Source organism: Streptomyces sp. NBC_01775 (genome assembly GCF_035917675.1).
GTDB lineage: Bacteria > Actinomycetota > Actinomycetes > Streptomycetales > Streptomycetaceae > Streptomyces.
In genome coordinates, this window is the sequence record NZ_CP109104.1 from 5,433,885 (window position 1) to 5,451,591 (window position 17,707).

A 17,707-nucleotide genomic window follows, 5' to 3' on the forward strand; every position below is an offset into this window, starting at 1 on the left:
GGGGCGCCAGGACGTCTGTGGCCCTCATCCAGACCCTCGGATATCGAGGGCTCCGGCTGAGGGCTGAGCGAGCCGGAGCGGCCCGAGGATGGGGCCGGACCGCGTCACCCACTGAGGCGGCCCCCGCACCACGCGTGCGGGGGCCGCCTCAGTGCTGTCCGGCCGCAGACGCGGTGACCATGAGGTGACCTTGTGGACGCCACGCAACCAAGAGGGGGCTTCCGCCGTCTACACAGGTGAACGGACGGCCGAAAGCGACGTCCCTCCAGGGTTCCAGGCCCCGAACGTGGGCGGCCTCGATGCCGCTCCGACCAGCGCATTAGCGCGCTCTGTCACCGTCGAGCCCGCATGAGTGGTCGCACAGGGTACTGCATGATCCGAAAAATGATGCGCGAGTTGGGAATTTAGTCCGGATTCCAGCCGTTGACATCTACGCAGGACGGGCACTCGGGGAGTGTCCAACAAGCCACCAGGCCAAGCTTTAGACCACTCGCAAGGGAGCACGCATGGCAACCCGTGCCGTCGCCCGTCGTCAGGAGCGCGCGACCGGTGTCTCTGACACGGCAGGCAGTGTTCGCGCCGCCGGCAGCGAAGTCGCGGACCGCGACCTGGTCGGCATGTATCTCGACGAGATCGCCCGGACGCCGCTGCTGGACGCCGCGAAGGAAGTCGAGCTGTCGCTCGGGATAGAGGCGGGCGTCTACGCCCAGAGGATCCTGGACGGCCTCGAGGAGCCCCTCGCGGGTGACTCGCCCAGCGCGAAGGCGAGCCGCGAAGAGCTGGAAGGGGTCGTCGCCGAGGGAGAGCGCGCCAAGGATGTGTTCATCCGGTCCAACCTCCGTCTTGTCGTCGCCGTCGCCCGCCGCTACCCACGCAGCGGCCTGCCCCTGCTGGACCTGATCCAGGAGGGCAACGCGGGCCTCGTCCGCGCCGTGGAGAAGTTCGACTACACCAAGGGCTTCAAGTTCTCCACCTACGCGACGTGGTGGATCCGCCAGGCCATCACCCGCTCGATCGCCGACCAGTCCCGCACCATCCGGCTCCCCGTCCACCTTGTGGAGGAGCTGGGCCGGATACGGCGAGTGCAGCGCGAATTCAATCGCGAGCACGGCCGCGATCCGGAGCCGGCAGAGATCGCCCAGGAGCTCAGCTCCACCCCCGAGCGCGTCACCGATGTCCTCGACTGGGCCCGAGACCCGGTCAGCCTGAACATGTCGGTCGACGACGAGGGTGAGACCCAGTTCGGTGATCTGCTGGAGGACACCTCCGCGGCCTCGCCCGAACAGTCGGTGCTCACCGTGCTGCGACGGGAAGAGCTGGACGAGCTCATAGGCAGGCTCGATGACCGTACGGCCTCGATCATCAAGGCCCGCTACGGAATGGTCGACGGCCGCGAGCGCACACTGACCGAGGTCGGCAAGCAGCACGGCCTGACGCGTGAGCGCATCCGCCAGATCGAGAAGCACGCCCTGCTGGAGCTGAAGAAGATGGCCCACGACACGGGTTTCGACGCGGCGGCGTAACCCACAGCCCCCGTCCCACAGACGAGCCCCGGTGCCTTCCCCCGAGCGCCGGGGCTCTTTCCTGTCCGCTTCCCCTCCCCGGGCCCCCGCCCCCCGCCCACCTCCACCCTCACCACCCGACCCCTCGCCGCCACCCGCTCGGAGCCCCAGCCCTCCCGTGGCGCCCCCGGATGTTGGTCCGTGCCCGGGTGAATGCCCGAGTGTGTTTACTTTGCGCCAAGCTCGCCGTAACCTCGCCGATAAGTCACATGAGCGGGCATAGAACGGACCTGAATCCACATGTACGCACCGGAGCGTCAGCAGGCCATCCTCCGAATCGCGCGGGAGAACGGCCGGGTCGACGTGCTCTCGCTGGCCACCGAGTTCGATGTCACTGCCGAGACGGTGCGCCGCGATCTCAAGGCCCTCGACCGGGCCGGCCTCGTCCGCCGTGTGCACGGGGGTGCCATCCCCGCCGGGCAGCTCGACTTCGAGCCCGACCTGGCGGCCCGCGAGTCCGCCGCCACCGACGAGAAGGAGCGCATCGCGCAGACTGCCGTCGAGGAGCTGCCCGCCGAGGGGAGCGTGGTGCTCGACGCGGGCACCACCACCTCCCGGCTGGCGACGGCCATCCCCCTGGACGCCGCGCTCACAGTCGTCACCCACGCTCTCCCCACGGCGGCCCGGCTCGCCGATCACCCCCGGATCGAGCTGCATATCGTCGGCGGACGGGTCCGGCACCGCACCCGGGCCGCTGTCGACGCGTGGGCCTTGCGGAACTATGGCGAGATCAAGGCAGATGTACTATTTCTTGCCACCAACGGCTTCTCCCTCGACGGCGGGCTCACCACCCCCGACCTCGCCGAGGCCGCCGTCAAGCGCACGATCATGGCCGCGGCGCGGCGCGTGGTCCTCCTGGCGGACTCCACCAAAGCGGGCCAGGAACATTTCGCCCGTTTCGGCGACCTCTCACAAGTCGACCTCCTCATCACCGATACCGGCCTGGGCCCCGACGACGCGCGTCTGATCGAGGCGCAGGGCACCTGCGTCAAGCGGGTGTGAGCCGTGGCCGTCATCACCCCCTTTGCCTCCACATCCCTCTGTTCCCTCCATCCCGCTCACGCCCCTTCTCCCGCACCGCCGAGACCACTGACTGGAACTCCCGTATGACCGTCCTCACCGTTACCCCGAACCCCAGCCTGGACCGCACGTACGAGATACCGGTCCTCGGCCGGGGGAATGTGCTGCGGGCCGGCGGCGACCGGGTGGACCCCGGCGGCAAGGGCGTCAACGTGTCCCGCGCGGTGGCCGCCGCCGGGCACCGCACGGTCGCGGTGCTCCCGCTCGGCGGTCCCGAAGGAGCCCTCCTGGCCCAGCTCCTCGGTGACCTCGGGATCGACGTGGCCGGGGTACCCGTCCGCGGTTCGACCAGGGTGAACATTTCTCTCGCCGAGCCGGACGGAACCCTCACCAAGATCAACGCGGCCGGCCCCGACCTCGACGGCGACGAGTCCCGGGCCCTGCTGGACACCGTCGCCGCCGAGGCACTCAGCCACCACGCGTCCTGGCTCGTGTGCTGCGGCAGTCTCCCCCGCGGCCTCGACGACCAGTGGTACGCGGCCCTCGTCACCCGAGCCCGCTCGGCAGGCGTGCGCGTGGCCCTCGACACCTCGGGCCCACCGCTCCGTGCGGCCCTCGCCGCACGGCCCGATGTCGTCAAGCCCAACACCGACGAACTCGCCGAGGCCGTCGGCCGCCCCCTCGCCACCGTCGGCGACGCGATCAAGGCGGCCGAGGACCTGCGGGAGGCAGGCGCGGGGGCGGTGCTGGCCAGCCTCGGTGCCACGGGACAACTCCTCGTCGACACCACCGGCGCCTACTTCGCCACCGCCCCCGTCGCCTCCGTCCGCAGCGATGTCGGCGCGGGCGACGCCTCGCTCGCGGGCTTCCTCGCAGCGGGCGGAGCCCGCGCCGAAGCACTGGTCTCCGCCGTCGCACACGGTGCGGCAGCGGTGCAGCTGCCAGGCAGCCAGATGCCGAGCCCGGACGACGTCCGTCCGGAAACGGTCACCCTCACCACCCACGTCCCCCTGGACCTCCCCCTGTCCCACAACGTCAACGGAGCCGTTCGATGAGCCAGTTGATAACCGCGGAGCTGGTCGATCTCGATCTTTCCGCACCTACCAAGGACGAAGCAGCACGCTCGCTCGCGGAGCGGATGGTGGCACTCGGCCGTGTCACAGACCTCGACGGCTTCCTCGCCGACGTCGCCGCACGCGAGGCCCAGATGCCGACCGGTCTCGAAGGGGGCATCGGCATCCCGCACTGCCGCAGCGCCCATGTCACCGAGCCCACCCTGGGCTTCGGGCGAGCGCCCGCGCCCATCGACTTCGGGGCCACCGACGGGCCGGCCGATCTCATCTTCCTGATCGCCGCACCGGACGGCGCCGACAGCGACCACCTCAGCATCCTGTCCTCGCTGGCGCGGCACCTCGCGGACCCTGACTTCACCGCCGCCCTGCGCGCCGTCACCGACCCGGACCGCGCCGCCGCACTCATACGCGGCGAAGCCCCCGCCGCCACCCCTGCCCCGGAACCGACAGCCGAGGCCACCGAGCCCACTCCGTCGGCCGACACGTCGCAGGAGACCGACGAGACTCCGCCCCGCTCTCCGGCACCGGAAAACGGCCGGCCGGAACCATCGGACCAGCACGCCGGGGCATCGGAGACCCAGGCCCAGGACACCTCCGGGACCGCCGCTCCTTTCCGGATCGTCGCCGTCACCTCCTGCCCCACGGGCATCGCCCACACCTACATGGCCGCCGAATCCCTGGAGCGTGCGGCCGAGGAGAGCGGCCGAGGGGTCGAGATCACCGTCGAGACTCAGGGCTCCGCGGGCTTCGAACGGCTTGCCCCGGGCCTCATCTCCGCCGCCGACGCTGTGATCTTCGCTCATGATGTGGAAGTACGGGAGCGCGACCGCTTCGCGGGCAAGCCCACCGTCGACGTCGGTGTGAAGGCTGCCATCAACCGCCCCGCCGAACTCATCGCCGAAGCCCGTGCCAAGGCCGAGCGGGGCGACGTCACCGCCGCCGTTTCGACCACCGCACCCATGGACAGCGGCGGGGCACCAGGAGACAGCTTCGGTACCCGGCTGCGCACCTGGCTGATGACCGGCGTCAGCTACATGGTGCCGTTCGTCGCGGCCGGCGGACTGCTGATCGCGCTCTCCTTCGCCATCGGCGGCTACGAGATCGCCGACGCCAAGTCCGTCGCCGACCACTTCGTGTGGACCGAGGTCCACAGCTGGGCCGCGCTCCTCAACCAGGTCGGCGGGCTCGCCTTCAGCTTCCTCGTGCCTGTCCTCGCCGGATACATCGCCTACGGCATGGCGGACCGGCCCGGGCTGGTGCCCGGCTTCGTGGGCGGCGCGGTCGCCGTGCAGATCGAAGCGGGCTTCCTCGGCGGCCTGGTGGCCGGACTGCTCGCCGGTGCACTGGTCATGGCCATCCAGAAGGTCAGCATCCCGCCCGTGCTGCGCGGCATCATGCCGGTCGTCGTCATCCCCCTGATCTCCTCGGCGATCGTCGGGGCGCTGATGTTCGTCGTGATCGGCAAGCCCATCGCCACCGCGCAGAAGGCCATGACCGACTGGCTCGGCGGGCTCACCGGCACCAACGCCATCCTGCTGGGTCTGCTGATCGGCCTGATGATGTGCTTCGACCTGGGCGGCCCGGTCAACAAGGTCGCCTATGCCTTCGCCACCGGCGGCATCGCCAGCGCCGACCCCGGCAACGGCAGCCTGATGGTGATGGCAGCCGCCATGGGCGCCGGAATGGTGCCGCCCCTGGGCATGGCCCTCGCCACGACAGTGCGCGGCGGGCTCTTCACCAAGACCGAGCGGGAGAACGGCAAGGCCGCCTGGGTGTTGGGCGCCTCCTTCATCACCGAGGGCGCCATCCCGTTCGCCGCCGCCGACCCGCTGCGCGTCATCCCTGCCTCCATGGCGGGCGGCGCGGTCACCGGTGCGCTCTCGATGGCTTTCGGAAGCACGCTCAGGGCCCCGCACGGCGGCATCTTCGTGGTGCCGCTGATCGGCTCCCCGCTGCTCTACCTCGTCGCCATCGCCGCCGGGACCATCGTCACCGCCGGTCTGACCGTGCTGCTCAAGGGCGCCCGCAAAACGGCTGCCAAGCCACAGGGCACAGCCTCTGAGAAGAGCGAAGAGACACGCGTTCCCACGGCGGCCTGAACCGTCGTCCCCGCCCGGCCCGCCTGGTGGCGGCCCCGTCCTGCGAGTACGGGGCGTCGCCAGGCCCGCCCGCGCGGACGACCGGCACACCGGCGGGCATCCGCGCCGAACTGGCCGGCCCAGCAGGCCTGCCGAGGTCAGTCGGCCGGGCCGTCCTCCGGGAAGTCCTCGGCGTAAGGATCCGGCGGCACCTCGCCGTAAAGGTCGCGGTACGAGGGGAAGACGCCGCCCGGCCCGTCCACGCCCTCCGCCGCGCGGACTGCCTTCACCACCGCCCGGGTCACCACGTCGGCCCCCGCCGCCAGCACGTCGTTGAACTCCCCCTCGACCGGTTGCCGTTCCCCCGTCGACAGCGCGAAGACGGCGTCCCCGTCGTGCATCAGATGGATCGGACGCACCGCCCGGGCCAGCCCGTCGTGCGCGCTGCCCGCCAGGCGCTGCGCCTGCGGGCGGGTGAGGGACGCGTCGGTCGCCACCACCGCCAGCGTCGTGTTGAGGGTCGGCCGCAGCGATCCCGCCGTCCGCCGGCCGGTCTCCTCCCGCGCCTCCGCCAGCAGCATTTCCGCCTCGGCGTGCTCGTCCTCCGTCGGGATCCGCGGAACGCCACCCGTCAGTTCGCCGTAGAGGGCGCCCGTGGCGGGATCTGTCGCCGAGCCCGCGGCGTTGAGTGCGACCAGGACGCCGACGACCGCGCCGGAGGGCAGTGTCGTGCTGGCGGTGCCGATTCCGCCCTTGAGCCCGCCGACGACCGCCCCCGTCCCGGCACCCACACAGCCTTCCGCCACCGGTGCCCCGGGTGCGGTGGCCGCCGCCTCCTCCACCGCTTTCCTGCCCAGACTCGCGTCCGGCCTTGCTTTCCAGCGGCCCCCGCGCCCCAGATCGAAGATGACCGCCGCCGGCACCACCGGCACCACCTGCGAGGGGTCCGGGCCGACCCGTACGCCGCGGCTCTGTTCCTCCAGCCAGGCCATCACACCTGAGGCCGCGTCGAGACCGAACGCGCTTCCGCCGCTGAGGACGACGGCGTGGATCCGCTCCACTATGTTCTTCGGATCCAGGGCGTCGGTCTCGCGGGTGCCCGGCGCCCCACCCCGGGCGTCCACCCCTGCGACGGCGCCGTTCTCGGGGGTCAGCACCACTGTCGTGCCCGTCAGCCAACCGTCGTCCGTCCGCTGCGCGTGACCCACGCGCAGACCGGGCACGTCGGTCAGCGCGTCCCTCGGAGCACGCGTTCCCTGAGCGTCGTGAGTATCCATGAAGCATGGATACCAGGCAGTCGGTTCGGTGGTCGTACGCTTGAGGCATGAGCGTCGATCCGCAGTCCCCCGGCAGGCAGAAGCGGCGGCGGGACGCTGCCGCCTCGCTGGATTTCGACGACCCGCTGAGCCGGCCGTCATCCGACGACACCGACCAGGGCTGGGGCGAGGGAACGGGCGGCGCCGGGGGCGAGGAGTCGGACCTCGCGCGCTTTCTCGCCGAGAAGCCGCCCCACCACATCTGAACCCGGCGCCACGGCAAAGCCTTGCAGCCCCTGCGGCCCCAGGGCCACCGCGCAGCACCATCCACCACCCGAAAGCGGCACACCGCCCGGCTCGGACTCAGGCGTGCCACCCGGCTCCGGGGCGCCGCCCCGTGCAGGATTCCCACCCGGCTCAGCCGCCGCCTCGCCGTCCTCATGAGCCACTCCCACACGGCCCCGAGGCGTGAATACACGGCCGCGACAACCCCGCTCCGCCTGCCGCCTGGCGCTCCGGAGGCCCTCGGGCGCCCTCGCGCTACTTGTCCGTACTGACGCCCCCGTCGCGCTGCCGTGCCACCGACGCGTCCGAGCCGCTCTCGGGCGAGGCGGAGGCCGGTGCGGAGGCCGGTGTGGAGCCATCGCTCCCGGGCTCGCCGGTGCGCTGCGCGACCAGCACGTCGCGGATCTCCGTGAGCAGCTCGATCTCGGTCTTGGGGACCTCGACCGGGCCTGCCTTGGCGGCTTGCCGCTCCTTGTACTTGTTCATGGGCAGGATCATGAGGAAGTAGACGACAGCCGCCGTGATCATGAACGTCAGCGTGGCGCTGAGGACCGGGCCCCAGTTCAGTACGACGCCCTTTGCCTCGCCGCTGCTGTCGATCGAGCACGGGCCCTTGAGACACGAGTTGTACTTGTCCAGGTCCTGTGTGCCGACGGCCCCCACCAACGGGTTGATGAACCCCTTGACGACGGCATCCACGATCTTGCTGAAGGCCGTTCCTACGACAACGGCAACGGCCAGCTCGACCACGTTGCCGCGCATCAGGAACTCCCTGAACCCGGTCAGGATGCCGTTTTTCTCGGGGGTTTTCTCGTTGCTCAACGAACTGCCTCTTCCACAACCTGACGGTGCTGACGACGACGGGCGGGAAGCGGGTGGCACGCACACCGTGGAACGTGTGCGAACGGCGCTGACGGCATGCGCACCCCCGAGAACAGGGGCCACAAGGAGGTCGGGAGCGGTCACGGCTCAGCACAGCGTCACCGCCAGCCGGGATTCCGCCGCGGCACCCGCGAGGGCCGTCGCCGTCCGCCGGGTCACGGCAACCACGATCAGCGCACCATCGGCTTCATCGCCCGTGACAGTGTCGCTGGACTTCGGCACCTGGACCACTCGGACACTTCTGGCCACCATCCGTGCCGAAGCGTTCTTGGATTCGCTCGCCAGCACATCGATCCGGTCGCCAGGGCTCAGCAGACGGACCGTGGCCGCGTCGGAGATCCGGACCGGGGCGGATACCGCAGCCGGATCCGACGGTTGAGGCGTGACAGATCTCTCACTGGCAGGCCCGCGCCCGTCCGCCCGCCGGGGCTCGCTCTCCCGCGCCGTGCCGCTGTCGGGGACGGCGACCGCGATTCCCGCGGCACAGACCGCCAGCCCGGCTGACAGCACCCGCCGCCGGGGGGCCGGCGCGCCTCGGCGGCGCGACCTGCGGCTGCCCCGTCCCGCCCGCACGGGCGGGAACCCGGGGACAGGCGCGGAGAGGGACGTACGGGACGGAAAAGAGCTTCGGGATCGGGGCACAGCGCTCACCACCAGCCATCACAGGTGAAGTACCGCCTGGTCACGGCCTTCTGTGGCTAGATTGCCCTCGCCTGCGAAATCCCGCTGACGGGCCCTGAGATCTGTGGACGGCGTGGCTTTTGTGGATAACCCCGCCACCCGAACGTGTCCCTCCGCACCCCAGAATGGCCGCTCCACGCCCCACGGGCCCCACGCCTCACCACGGGCCCCCACGCCCCACGGGCCCCCACGCCCCGCGGGCTTCCGCCCCATGGACCCCCGCGGTTCACCGCAGCCCGGCCCCCGGCGGCTCGCGAGCCCAGGCCCCAGGCCGCAGGCCCAAGCGCCCTCAAGCCCCCGACGTCCTGAGAGTCTCAGGGCAGTGTGAAGCCCGGCTCCTGCCCGCCCAGTGCCGCACCGCAGGCGCACTTGCGTTCGTCGGCGGTGGGCAGTTCGCGCACCGCGTCGAAGAGGACATCGCGCAGGCGGCCCACGTTCTCGCCGAAGACCCGCAGCACCTCCTCGTGGGAGACGCCCTCGCCGGTCTCCGCCCCCGCGTCCAGATCCGTGACCAGCGCCAGCGAGGAGTAGCACAGCTCCAGCTCCCGGGCCAGGATCGCCTCGGGGTGGCCCGTCATGCCCACCACCGACCAGCCCTGCGCGGCATGCCAGAGCGACTCGGCGCGCGTGGAGAAGCGAGGGCCCTCGATCACACACATCGCGCCCCCGTCGACCGCTTCCCAGCCCTGTCCCCGCGCCGCACGCAGGGCAGCCTGGCGGCCCGTCTCGCAGTACGGATCGGCGAAGGTGACGTGGATGACCTGGGGCACGCTGCCGTCGGGCAGCGGCTCGCCGTCGAAGTAGGTCTGGACCCGCGACTTCGTGCGGTCCACGAGTTGGTCGGGGATCACAAGCGTGCCTGGTCCGTACTGGGGCCGGAGGCCGCCGACAGCGCAGGGCGCGACGACCTGGCGTACTCCCACGGAGCGCAGCGCCCACAGGTTGGCGCGGTAGTTGATGCGGTTGGGCGGCAGGTGGTGGCCGCGCCCGTGCCGGGGGAGGAAGGCCACCCGCCGGCCGCCGGTCTCACCAAGGAAGAGGGAGTCGCTCGGAGGTCCGTACGGCGTTTCTACTGTGACCTCGGTCACGTCGTCGAGGAAGGAGTAGAAGCCGGATCCGCCGATGACGCCGATCTCTGCCTGTTCGCTCATGCCGTCACCCTAAAGGGGCGCGTAGGCCCCCCTGGCAGGGGGCCGTGAGGGGCGTCAGGGCCGGTCTCAGGCCGACGTGCTCGCCTTCGGAGTGCTCTTGCTCTCACTCTTCCCCGAGGACTTCGACTCCGAAGAGGAGGAGCTGGACGAGGACGAGTCCGAGGTGGACGAGGAGGACGAGGAATCCGAGCCCTTGGAGTCGCTGTTCTTGGCGGACGAGTCCGAGGAGGAGCCGGCCGGGGCAGGGCTGCTGCTCGATGAGGAGCTGCGGCTGTCGTTGCGGTAGAAGCCGGAGCCCTTGAAGACGATGCCGACGGCCGAGAAGACCTTCTTGAGGCGCCCCTCGCAGTTCGGGCACACGGTCAGCGAGTCGTCCGTGAACTTCTGCACCACTTCGAGGCCCTCGCGGCACTCGGTGCACTGGTACTGGTACGTCGGCACGTTCTTCCTCCTGGCACTCTCACTCGTTGAGTGCTAACGACGGTCCATAGTGCAGTATTCCCGCGCGTCAGTCCACCGGGACCGCCGTTCGGTGACCCAGCCCACGCGCCGCCACCCGCCCGCTGTCCGGGGAACGGAGCGCCTTCCGGAAGGCCAGCAGCACAAGGAGCGCCAAGCCTGTTCCGGCGAAAGGGGCGAGGAATCCGGTGACGGCTCCCGCACGGTCCGCCAATTGGCCCGCCACCGTCGAACCGGCGGCCTGGCCCAGCGCGATGGCTCCGGTCAGCCAGGTGAACGCCTCGGTACGCGCTCCTGCGGGCACCAGCGTCTCGATCAGCGTGAAACAGGTGATCATGCACGGCGCCACACACAGTCCGGTCAGCATTCCGAGCGCGCCCAGCAGCGCCGTCCACGGCCCCAGCTGCGACGCCACCGCCATCAGCGCCGCTGCCGCCACGAGAGCGGGGTAGGCAATCAGCAGCCGGGATTGCGGCCCGCGCTTCCACCGGATGGTGCCCACGGCGACCGCCGCCAGCATGTTGCCCGCAGCGAAGACGCCGTACATGACGCCGTTGATGCCCGGCTGCCCTGTCGACTCGGTGAACGCCGTCAGGGAGACCTGCATTCCGCCGAAGACCATTCCGATGCCGAGTACGGCGGCGATCAGCACCCGCGTACCGGGCACGGCCAGCGCGGACGCCGGAGAACCGGCTTCATCCGGTGCGACGGAACCCTTCGCCCCCTTGAGGTCTTCGCCGTCCTCGCCGGGTCCCCGACGCCGGGCGAGGCCGGCCCGGGCCGGGACGGGCTGGGTACGGCGCTGCGCGGCGAAGACCAGCCCTCCCAGGAGGGAGACCGTGGCCTCCGCGATCAGTCCGGCAGCCGGATGAACCCCGGTGCACAGCGCTGTCGCCAGCACCGGTCCGACGACGAACGTGAACTCGTCCGTCACCGACTCGAAGGCCGCAGCCGTGTTCATCAGGGGCGAGCCCCGCAGGCGCGCCGCCCAGCGGGACCGCACCATGGGACTGATCTGCGGCGCGGTGGCTCCGGCGGGGACGGTTGCCGCGAACAAGACCCACAGGGGGGCGTCCAGGAGCGCCACCGTGATCAGAACGCCGACGGCAAGCGCGTGCAGGAACACCTGCGGCACCAGCACCGCGCCCTGGCCGAAGCGGTCGGCGAGCTTGCCGCTCTGCGGCGCGATGAGGGCCATGGAAATGCCGGCCGTGGCCGACACGGCCCCGGCCAGCCCGAACGAGCCGGAGGTGTGTTCCACCAGCAGGACGATGCCGATGGTGAGCATCGCGAAGGGCTGTCTGGCCAGAAAACCGGGAAGGAGGAAGGACCAGGCGCCTTCTGTGCGCAGGAGGTGTCCGTATCCGGGGCGTTCGGGGGAGCGCCGGTCGGGGCGCGCGTCGTCAGTCGTGGTGGCCGGGGCTTCCACGGCCGGGCCTTTCTGCCGCCTGGTGGCGCGTGTCACGGTGACGCGCCGAGAGCTGTCCTCTCGCGCATGACCGGGGTAGATACCCGGTCCGTTGCGGGGTGGGCAGTCGGACCGTGGCCGCCGAGCGGTCGCGCCAGCTCTGCTTCAGACAGAGTTGGGGTGAATCTTTCCGTTATGAGGATAACCGCTCTGGTCAGGCTTGGGTAAAGCGAGCCGGAGGGCCCGGGACGGCGGCCCGGCAGGGCCTGAGCCACACCGGACCACCCCGGGCCACGCCGGACCACTCCACTCCACTCCGGGCCGCCCCGCCTCGACCCGGCAGCTACCCCCGCAGAGCCGTACTCCCGCCCGTGCCCAGCCATCCGGCGAGCTTGCCGCCCCGGCTGACCGACAGCAGGCGGCGCTCCGCGGCGTCCCGGACCTCGTTCGTCGCGACCACCAGCAGTTCGTCGCCGTGGCGCAGCACTGTTGTGGGCGAGGGGACGAAGCTCGTCCCGCCGCGTACCACCAGGGTGACGGCCGCACCCGTGGGAAGGCGCAGTTCGGCCACTTCTACGCCGTGCATCCGGGAGGACTCCGGGATGGAGACGGACAGCAGATGGCCCCGCAGCCGCTCCAGGGGCGCCGATTCGATGTCGACGTCCTCCGCCTCGTCCGCCTCGTTCAGCCGCAGCTTCTGCGCGAGCCAGGGCAGGCTGGGGCCCTGGAGGACGGTGAAGACGACGACCAGCACGAAGACGATGTTGAAAATGCGCTGGCTTCCGGAGACATCGGCGACCATCGGGATGGTCGCCAGCACGATGGGCACCGCGCCGCGCAGCCCTGCCCAGGACAGCAGCACCTTGTCCTGCCAGGAGATGCGGAACCGCTCCAGGCAGAGGAAGACCGAAAGCGGGCGCGCGACCAGGGTCAGTGCCAGCCCGATCAGCATGGCCGGCCAGAAGTCCTTCCACAGGTCGTGCGGAGTGACGAGCAGGCCCAGCAGGACGAACAGTCCGATCTGCGCTATCCAGGCCATGCCGTCCGCGAAGCCGCGCACCGCGGGACGGTGCGGCAGTTTTCCGTTGCCGAGGATGAGCGCCGCGACGTAGACCGCCAGGAATCCGGATCCGTGCGCCAGGGCGCCCCCGGCGTACGCGAGCACGCACAGCGCCAGTACGGCGATCGGGTAGAGGCCGGAGGCGGGCAGTGCCACATGGCGCATTCCCAACTCACCCAGCTTGCCCACAACCAGTCCCACCAGGAGGCCGATGGCCAGTTCCATGACGATCTCGCCGGCCAGGAAGTACCAGGGGTGGTGCAGGGCGTCGAGCGAGGAGAAGGTGACGACCAGGAGCACGACGGGTGCGTCGTTGAAGCCGGACTCGGCCTCCAGCACTCCGGTGAGCCGCCGGGGGAGTGGCACCTTGCGCAGCACTGAGAAGACCGCCGCGGCGTCCGTCGAGGAGACCACGGCGCCCATCAGGAGCGACGCCTGCCAGTGAAGCCCTACCAGGTAGTGGGCCGCGAGGGCGGTGACGGTGACGCTCACGCCGACGCCGAACGTCGACAGCACGGCAGCCGCCGGGACAGAAGGTCGGATGTCGCGCCATTTCGTACTGAGCCCGCCCTCGGCGAGGATCACCACAAGGGCGGCGTATCCGAGAACCTGGGTCAGCTCGGCATCCGAGAAGCCGAATCCGATTCCGTCCTGCCCTATGGCCACGCCTATCCCGAGGTAGATCAGCAGGCTGGGGAGCCCGCTGCGGGAGGAGAGGCGGACGGCCGCGACGGCGACGAGCAGGACGAGGGCGCTGAAGAGCAGTAGTTGGTTGAGGCTGTCGACGGTCAGGGCGCGGTCCTCTCTTCCGGGGGCTTCTCTCCTCGGTGCACGGCCGGTGTCTGGTGGGCGCGGTCCGTGCGGTTCGGCGTGTATCCGGTGTGCTCTTGGGAGTTGGCCGTGGGCCGGTCCGCCATAGGGCTGCGTCCGGGTGGGGCGGACGGGGAACCCGGTGGCGGGCACGTGGGGTACGGCGGCGGCGGTGCGGGTCGTTCTGACGGCCTCCTGATGTCTTCCTAACGGATTCTTAACGCCCTGCCCATGGCTGACCCACCGCTTCCGGACAGTTGTCCCCGAACCTCTAGTTCGTTTGGGTAGCTAACAATTTACCATCGCTTGAATATGCCCACCCCGGAGATCCGCAGTTGGCGACTCGCTGTCCGGGCGCGCCGAAGGTCGTCCTATGGTTGCTCCGTACGGATCGATCCCGTCCGCCACCCAGCCCAAGGTCCGCCCTGCCCCCTCGAAGGACAGCGATGCCCGCCAAGAAGACCTCGCGACGCGCCCGTCTGATCGTGATCGCAGTCGTGCTGCTGCTTGTGGCAGGCATCGGAGGCGGGACCTACTGGGGCGTCAGTACCGTCCGCGACTCCTTCCCGCAGACGACGGGCTCGCTCAAACTCAAGGGCCTCGCCGCCCCGGTGAGCGTGAAGCGGGACGGAAGCGGAATCCCCCAGATCTACGCGGACAAGGCCGAGGACCTCTTCCTGGCTCAGGGTTATGTCCAGGCCCAGGACCGCTTCTGGGAGATGGACGTACGCCGCCACATGACCGCCGGGCGTCTGTCGGAGATGTTCGGCGACAGCCAGGTGGAGACCGACGCCTTCTTGCGCACGCTCGGATGGCGCGAGGTCGCGGAGAAGGAGTACAAGCAACTCCCGGCCAAGACCAGGGACTTCCTCAAGGCCTACTCGGCGGGTGTCAACGCCTACCTCAAGAACCACAAGGGCTCGGCGCTCTCCGCCGAGTACGCGGCACTCGACCTGGAGGGCGACGGCTACAAGCCGCACTCCTGGACACCGGTCGACTCCGTGGCCTGGCTCAAGGCGATGGCCTGGGACCTGCGCGGCAACATGTCGGACGAGACCGACAGAGCGCTGATGTCCAGCCGGCTGACCAAGAAGCAGATCGAGGATCTGTACCCGAGCTACCCCTACGACCGGAACAAGCCCGTCGTCGACAAGGGCGCGGTGGACCCGGCCACCAAGAAGTTCGACCCGAAGGCCAAGGACACTCCCGGCTCCCGGGGCGGGGCAGGAGGGACTGGGGGACCCGGCGCCCCCCGGTCCCGCACAGGCTCGCAGGGGCCCTCCACGGGCACCGGGGGGGACGCCCCGGCTCCCGGGGCCCGGAGTGCCGGGAACGGCGCTCAGGGCGCCGGACAAGCCGCTCAGGGTGCCGGCACCCAACTCGACACCGTCGCCAAGAAGCTGGACGAGATCCCCGGTCTGCTCGGGCCCAACGGCAGCGGGATCGGCTCCAACTCCTGGGTGGTCTCCGGGAAATACACGACCACCGGCAAGCCTCTGCTCGCCAACGACCCGCACCTGGCGCCGCAACTGCCCTCGGTCTGGTACCAGATGGGCCTGCACTGCCGCACCGTCGACGCCTCCTGCCCCTACGACGCCTCCGGTTTCACCTTCTCCGGCATGCCGGGAGTCGTCATCGGCCACAACCGGGACATCTCCTGGGGTCTGACCAACCTCGGCGCCGACGTGACCGACCTGTACCTGGAGAAGGTCAAGGACGGCAAGTACCTGTACGACGGCAAGGAAGTGCCCTACCGCACCCGGCAGGAGACCATCAAGGTCGCCGGCGGCAAGAGCCGCAAGATCACCGTGCGGGAGACCAACAACGGGCCGATCGTCTCCGACCGCGACAAGGAACTGCGCAAGGTCGGTGACGAGGCCCCCGTCGGCAACGCGGCACCCGACAGGGGCGACGGCTACGCGGTGTCGCTGAGATGGACGGCCCTGGAGCCCTCCAAGACCATGGACTCCGTCTTCAAGCTCAACAAGGCGAGCAACTTCAAGGAGTTCCGCGAGGCCGCCAGCGGCTTCGCCGTCCCCTCGCAGAACCTCATCTACGCCGACACCAAGGGCAACATCGGATACCAGGCACCCGGCCGCATCCCGGTGCGCGGCGCCGGCGACGGGCGCTACCCCGCACCCGGCTGGGACAGGCGCTACCGGTGGAAGGGGTACATCCCGCAGCGCTCCCTGCCCTGGGAGTACAACCCGTCGCGCGGCTACATCGTGACCGCCAACCAGGCCGTCGTGGACCGCGAGAAATACCCCTACCTGCTGACGGACGACTGGGGCTACGGGGCGCGCAGCCAGCGGATCAACGACCTCATCCAGTCGAAGATCAAGGACGGCGGCAAGATCTCCATGGGCGACATGGAGACGATGCAGATGGACAACAGCAGCGAGATCGCCAAGCTGCTGGTGCCCTACCTGTTGAAGATCGAGGTCGACGACAAGTACGTACGCGAGGCGCAGGAACTGCTGGAGGGCTGGGACTACACCCAGGACTCCGACTCGGCCCCCGCCGCCTACTTCAACGCGGTATGGCGCAACCTCCTCATGCTCGCCTTCGGCAACAAGCTCCCCAAGGAGCTGCGCGTCAAGGGCGACTGCCTGAACGTGGCACCCTCCGACGAGTCCGGTCCGCTCGACGACCTGGACGGCAACGCCCGCCTGGTGCGCGAGTGCGGGCAGCGCCCGGCCGACACGGCGCAGCCGGACGGCGGCGACCGCTGGTTCGAGGTGGTTCGCAAACTGGTGAAGCATCCGGACAGCGAGTGGTGGAAGACCCAGGGCACCCTGCGGCGCGACGGCGACAAGAACCGTGACGACCTGCTGGCGCACGCCATGAAGGACGCCCGCTGGGAGCTGACCTCCAAGCTCGGCAAGGACATCAACACCTGGAGCTGGGGCAGGCTGCACCGGCTGATGCTGAAGCATCAGACGATCGGCACCTCGGGCCCCGGCTACATGCAGTGGGTCTTCAACCGGGGCCCCTGGGACCTCGGCGGGGGCGAGGCCGCCGTCAACGCCACCGGATGGAACGCGGCAGGCGGATACGACGTCACCTGGGTGCCCTCGATGCGGATGGTCGTCGACCTGAACGACCTGGACAACTCCCGGTGGATCAACCTCACCGGAGCATCCGGTCACGCCTATCACGAGCACTACACGGACCAGACCGACAAATGGGCCAAGGGTGAACTCCTGAAGTGGCCCTACGGCGAGAAGGCCGTCAACAAGGCCACCGAGGACCAGATGGCCCTCACGCCCTGAGGCCGCACTCCGGAGAGTCCCTCGGAGGCCGCCCTTTGAGGGACTCTCAGGCCGGGTCGCCCCCGAAGCGGTGCACGCCGCCGGGGGTGACCGCCAGTCCGACAGGGCGGTCGTGCGCCTCGCCGGGCACGTGGTCGAGCAGTTCGCCCTCGTAGAGCAGCACCGCGCGCACAGGCCCCGCCCCGGAAGCCGCCAGCCGGGCCAGGACACGGTCGTAGCATCCGGCGCCACGCCCCAGACGCAGCCCGCGCCGGTCGGCCGCCAGGCCGGGCAGCAGCACCACGTCGACCCCGGTCACGGCGTCCGGGCCGAGCCTCGGCCCGGAGGGCTCCAGCAGCCCGCGTTCGGCCCGTACGAGCGTCTCAGGGCCCTCGTACGGCGCCCAGTCCAGGTCGTTGTCCGGTAGCAGCAGCGGAAGCAGCACGGACACGCCGCGGTCGCGCAGCGCCTCCAGGAGCGGCCCGGTGCCGGGTTCCGTACCGACCGAGACGTAGGCGGCGACCGAAGTGACGTGTGCCAGCTCCGGCAGCTCCAGCACGTGCCGCGCCAGGGAGCGCGCCGACTCCTGTACGTCATCCGCGGTCAAGGCGGCCCTCACCGCGAGGACACCGCGCCGCAACTCCCGCTTACTACGCTGGTCCGAGGAAGCCGACTGGCTCATCTGGTACTAAAACCCTCTCTTGTTCGCATACAGCAACAAACTTGGTGGG

At 70.1% G+C, this 17,707-nt stretch carries 14 protein-coding genes; 6 read left to right on the top strand and 8 right to left on the bottom strand.

Translation table 11 applies throughout. The features are described from left to right. Positions 1–506: 506 nt before the first annotated feature. The 4 genes from OHB04_RS24325 (at position 507) to OHB04_RS24340 (ending at position 5,754) form a co-directional block, all read left to right on the top strand. Entirely contained in the window at positions 507–1,523 is a 1,017-nt protein-coding gene (locus OHB04_RS24325) for a sigma-70 family RNA polymerase sigma factor (RefSeq protein WP_326808301.1), read from the top strand. Positions 1,524–1,802: 279 nt separating this feature from the next. Next, on the top strand, positions 1,803–2,564 hold the full coding sequence (locus OHB04_RS24330; protein WP_326689777.1) for a DeoR/GlpR family DNA-binding transcription regulator: 762 nt from the start codon (positions 1,803–1,805) through the stop codon (positions 2,562–2,564). Positions 2,565–2,668: 104 nt separating this feature from the next. Next, positions 2,669–3,637 (top strand): 1-phosphofructokinase, encoded by a 969-nt coding sequence (gene pfkB, locus OHB04_RS24335; protein WP_326808302.1) that lies wholly within the window; start codon positions 2,669–2,671, stop codon positions 3,635–3,637. Next, positions 3,634–5,754, top strand: coding sequence for a PTS fructose transporter subunit IIABC (locus OHB04_RS24340; protein ID WP_326689779.1), 2,121 nt, complete (start codon positions 3,634–3,636; stop codon positions 5,752–5,754). The genes pfkB and OHB04_RS24340 overlap by 4 nt, the downstream gene beginning before the upstream one ends. Before the next feature lie 137 nt (positions 5,755–5,891). Here the strand turns inward: OHB04_RS24340 and OHB04_RS24345 are convergent, their stop codons facing one another. Continuing rightward, positions 5,892–7,010, bottom strand: coding sequence for a P1 family peptidase (locus OHB04_RS24345; protein ID WP_326689780.1), 1,119 nt, complete (start codon positions 7,008–7,010; stop codon positions 5,892–5,894). A gap of 47 nt (positions 7,011–7,057) precedes the next feature. Here OHB04_RS24345 and OHB04_RS24350 point away from each other — a divergent pair, with 47 nt between their 5' ends. Further along, positions 7,058–7,255 carry a hypothetical protein gene (locus OHB04_RS24350; protein WP_326808303.1) on the top strand — a complete coding sequence of 66 codons (198 nt, stop codon included), beginning with the start codon at positions 7,058–7,060 and terminating at the stop codon, positions 7,253–7,255. Positions 7,256–7,529: 274 nt separating this feature from the next. Here OHB04_RS24350 and mscL read toward each other — a convergent pair whose 3' ends face one another. The 6 genes from mscL to OHB04_RS24380 form a co-directional block, all read right to left on the bottom strand. Continuing rightward, the gene (gene mscL / locus OHB04_RS24355) at positions 7,530–8,096 is read right to left on the bottom strand and encodes a large conductance mechanosensitive channel protein MscL (protein WP_326689782.1); all 567 of its coding nucleotides are present in this window, start codon (positions 8,094–8,096) and stop codon (positions 7,530–7,532) included. A 147-nt stretch (positions 8,097–8,243) separates the two neighbouring features. Beyond that, positions 8,244–8,810 carry an RcpC/CpaB family pilus assembly protein gene (locus OHB04_RS24360; RefSeq protein WP_326808304.1) on the bottom strand — a complete coding sequence of 189 codons (567 nt, stop codon included), beginning with the start codon at positions 8,808–8,810 and terminating at the stop codon, positions 8,244–8,246. A gap of 341 nt (positions 8,811–9,151) precedes the next feature. After that, positions 9,152–9,988 carry an S-methyl-5'-thioadenosine phosphorylase gene (locus OHB04_RS24365; protein ID WP_326689784.1) on the bottom strand — a complete coding sequence of 279 codons (837 nt, stop codon included), beginning with the start codon at positions 9,986–9,988 and terminating at the stop codon, positions 9,152–9,154. A gap of 66 nt (positions 9,989–10,054) precedes the next feature. Continuing rightward, positions 10,055–10,378, bottom strand: a complete 324-nt coding sequence (locus OHB04_RS24370) for an FmdB family zinc ribbon protein (RefSeq protein ID WP_326692877.1) — start codon at positions 10,376–10,378, stop codon at positions 10,055–10,057. A 118-nt stretch (positions 10,379–10,496) separates the two neighbouring features. Next, positions 10,497–11,876, bottom strand: coding sequence for an MFS transporter (locus OHB04_RS24375; RefSeq protein ID WP_326808305.1), 1,380 nt, complete (start codon positions 11,874–11,876; stop codon positions 10,497–10,499). A gap of 322 nt (positions 11,877–12,198) precedes the next feature. Further along, positions 12,199–13,707: a potassium/proton antiporter gene (locus tag OHB04_RS24380; RefSeq protein ID WP_326809510.1), complete on the bottom strand. Its 1,509-nt coding sequence runs from the start codon at positions 13,705–13,707 to the stop codon at positions 12,199–12,201. Between the two features lie 464 nt (positions 13,708–14,171). Between OHB04_RS24380 and OHB04_RS24385 the strand changes: the two genes are divergently transcribed. Continuing rightward, complete coding sequence (locus OHB04_RS24385; RefSeq protein ID WP_326808306.1) at positions 14,172–16,997, top strand: penicillin acylase family protein; 2,826 nt, start codon at positions 14,172–14,174, stop codon at positions 16,995–16,997. A 46-nt stretch (positions 16,998–17,043) separates the two neighbouring features. On the opposite strand, the gene OHB04_RS24390 is transcribed toward OHB04_RS24385, so the two are convergent. Continuing rightward, complete coding sequence (locus OHB04_RS24390; RefSeq protein WP_326808307.1) at positions 17,044–17,658, bottom strand: 5-formyltetrahydrofolate cyclo-ligase; 615 nt, start codon at positions 17,656–17,658, stop codon at positions 17,044–17,046. Positions 17,659–17,707 lie beyond the last annotated feature (49 nt).

Coding starts and splice junctions, on each gene's coding strand:
- OHB04_RS24350 (WP_326808303.1), top strand. CDS start 7,058: ATGAGCGTCGATCCGCAGTCCCCCGGCAGGCAGAAGCGGCGGCGGGAC.
- OHB04_RS24345 (WP_326689780.1), bottom strand. CDS start 7,010: ATGGATACTCACGACGCTCAGGGAACGCGTGCTCCGAGGGACGCGCTG.
- OHB04_RS24390 (WP_326808307.1), bottom strand. CDS start 17,658: ATGAGCCAGTCGGCTTCCTCGGACCAGCGTAGTAAGCGGGAGTTGCGG.
- OHB04_RS24365 (WP_326689784.1), bottom strand. CDS start 9,988: ATGAGCGAACAGGCAGAGATCGGCGTCATCGGCGGATCCGGCTTCTAC.
- OHB04_RS24325 (WP_326808301.1), top strand. CDS start 507: ATGGCAACCCGTGCCGTCGCCCGTCGTCAGGAGCGCGCGACCGGTGTC.
- OHB04_RS24340 (WP_326689779.1), top strand. CDS start 3,634: ATGAGCCAGTTGATAACCGCGGAGCTGGTCGATCTCGATCTTTCCGCA.
- pfkB (WP_326808302.1), top strand. CDS start 2,669: ATGACCGTCCTCACCGTTACCCCGAACCCCAGCCTGGACCGCACGTAC.
- OHB04_RS24385 (WP_326808306.1), top strand. CDS start 14,172: ATGCCCGCCAAGAAGACCTCGCGACGCGCCCGTCTGATCGTGATCGCA.
- OHB04_RS24330 (WP_326689777.1), top strand. CDS start 1,803: ATGTACGCACCGGAGCGTCAGCAGGCCATCCTCCGAATCGCGCGGGAG.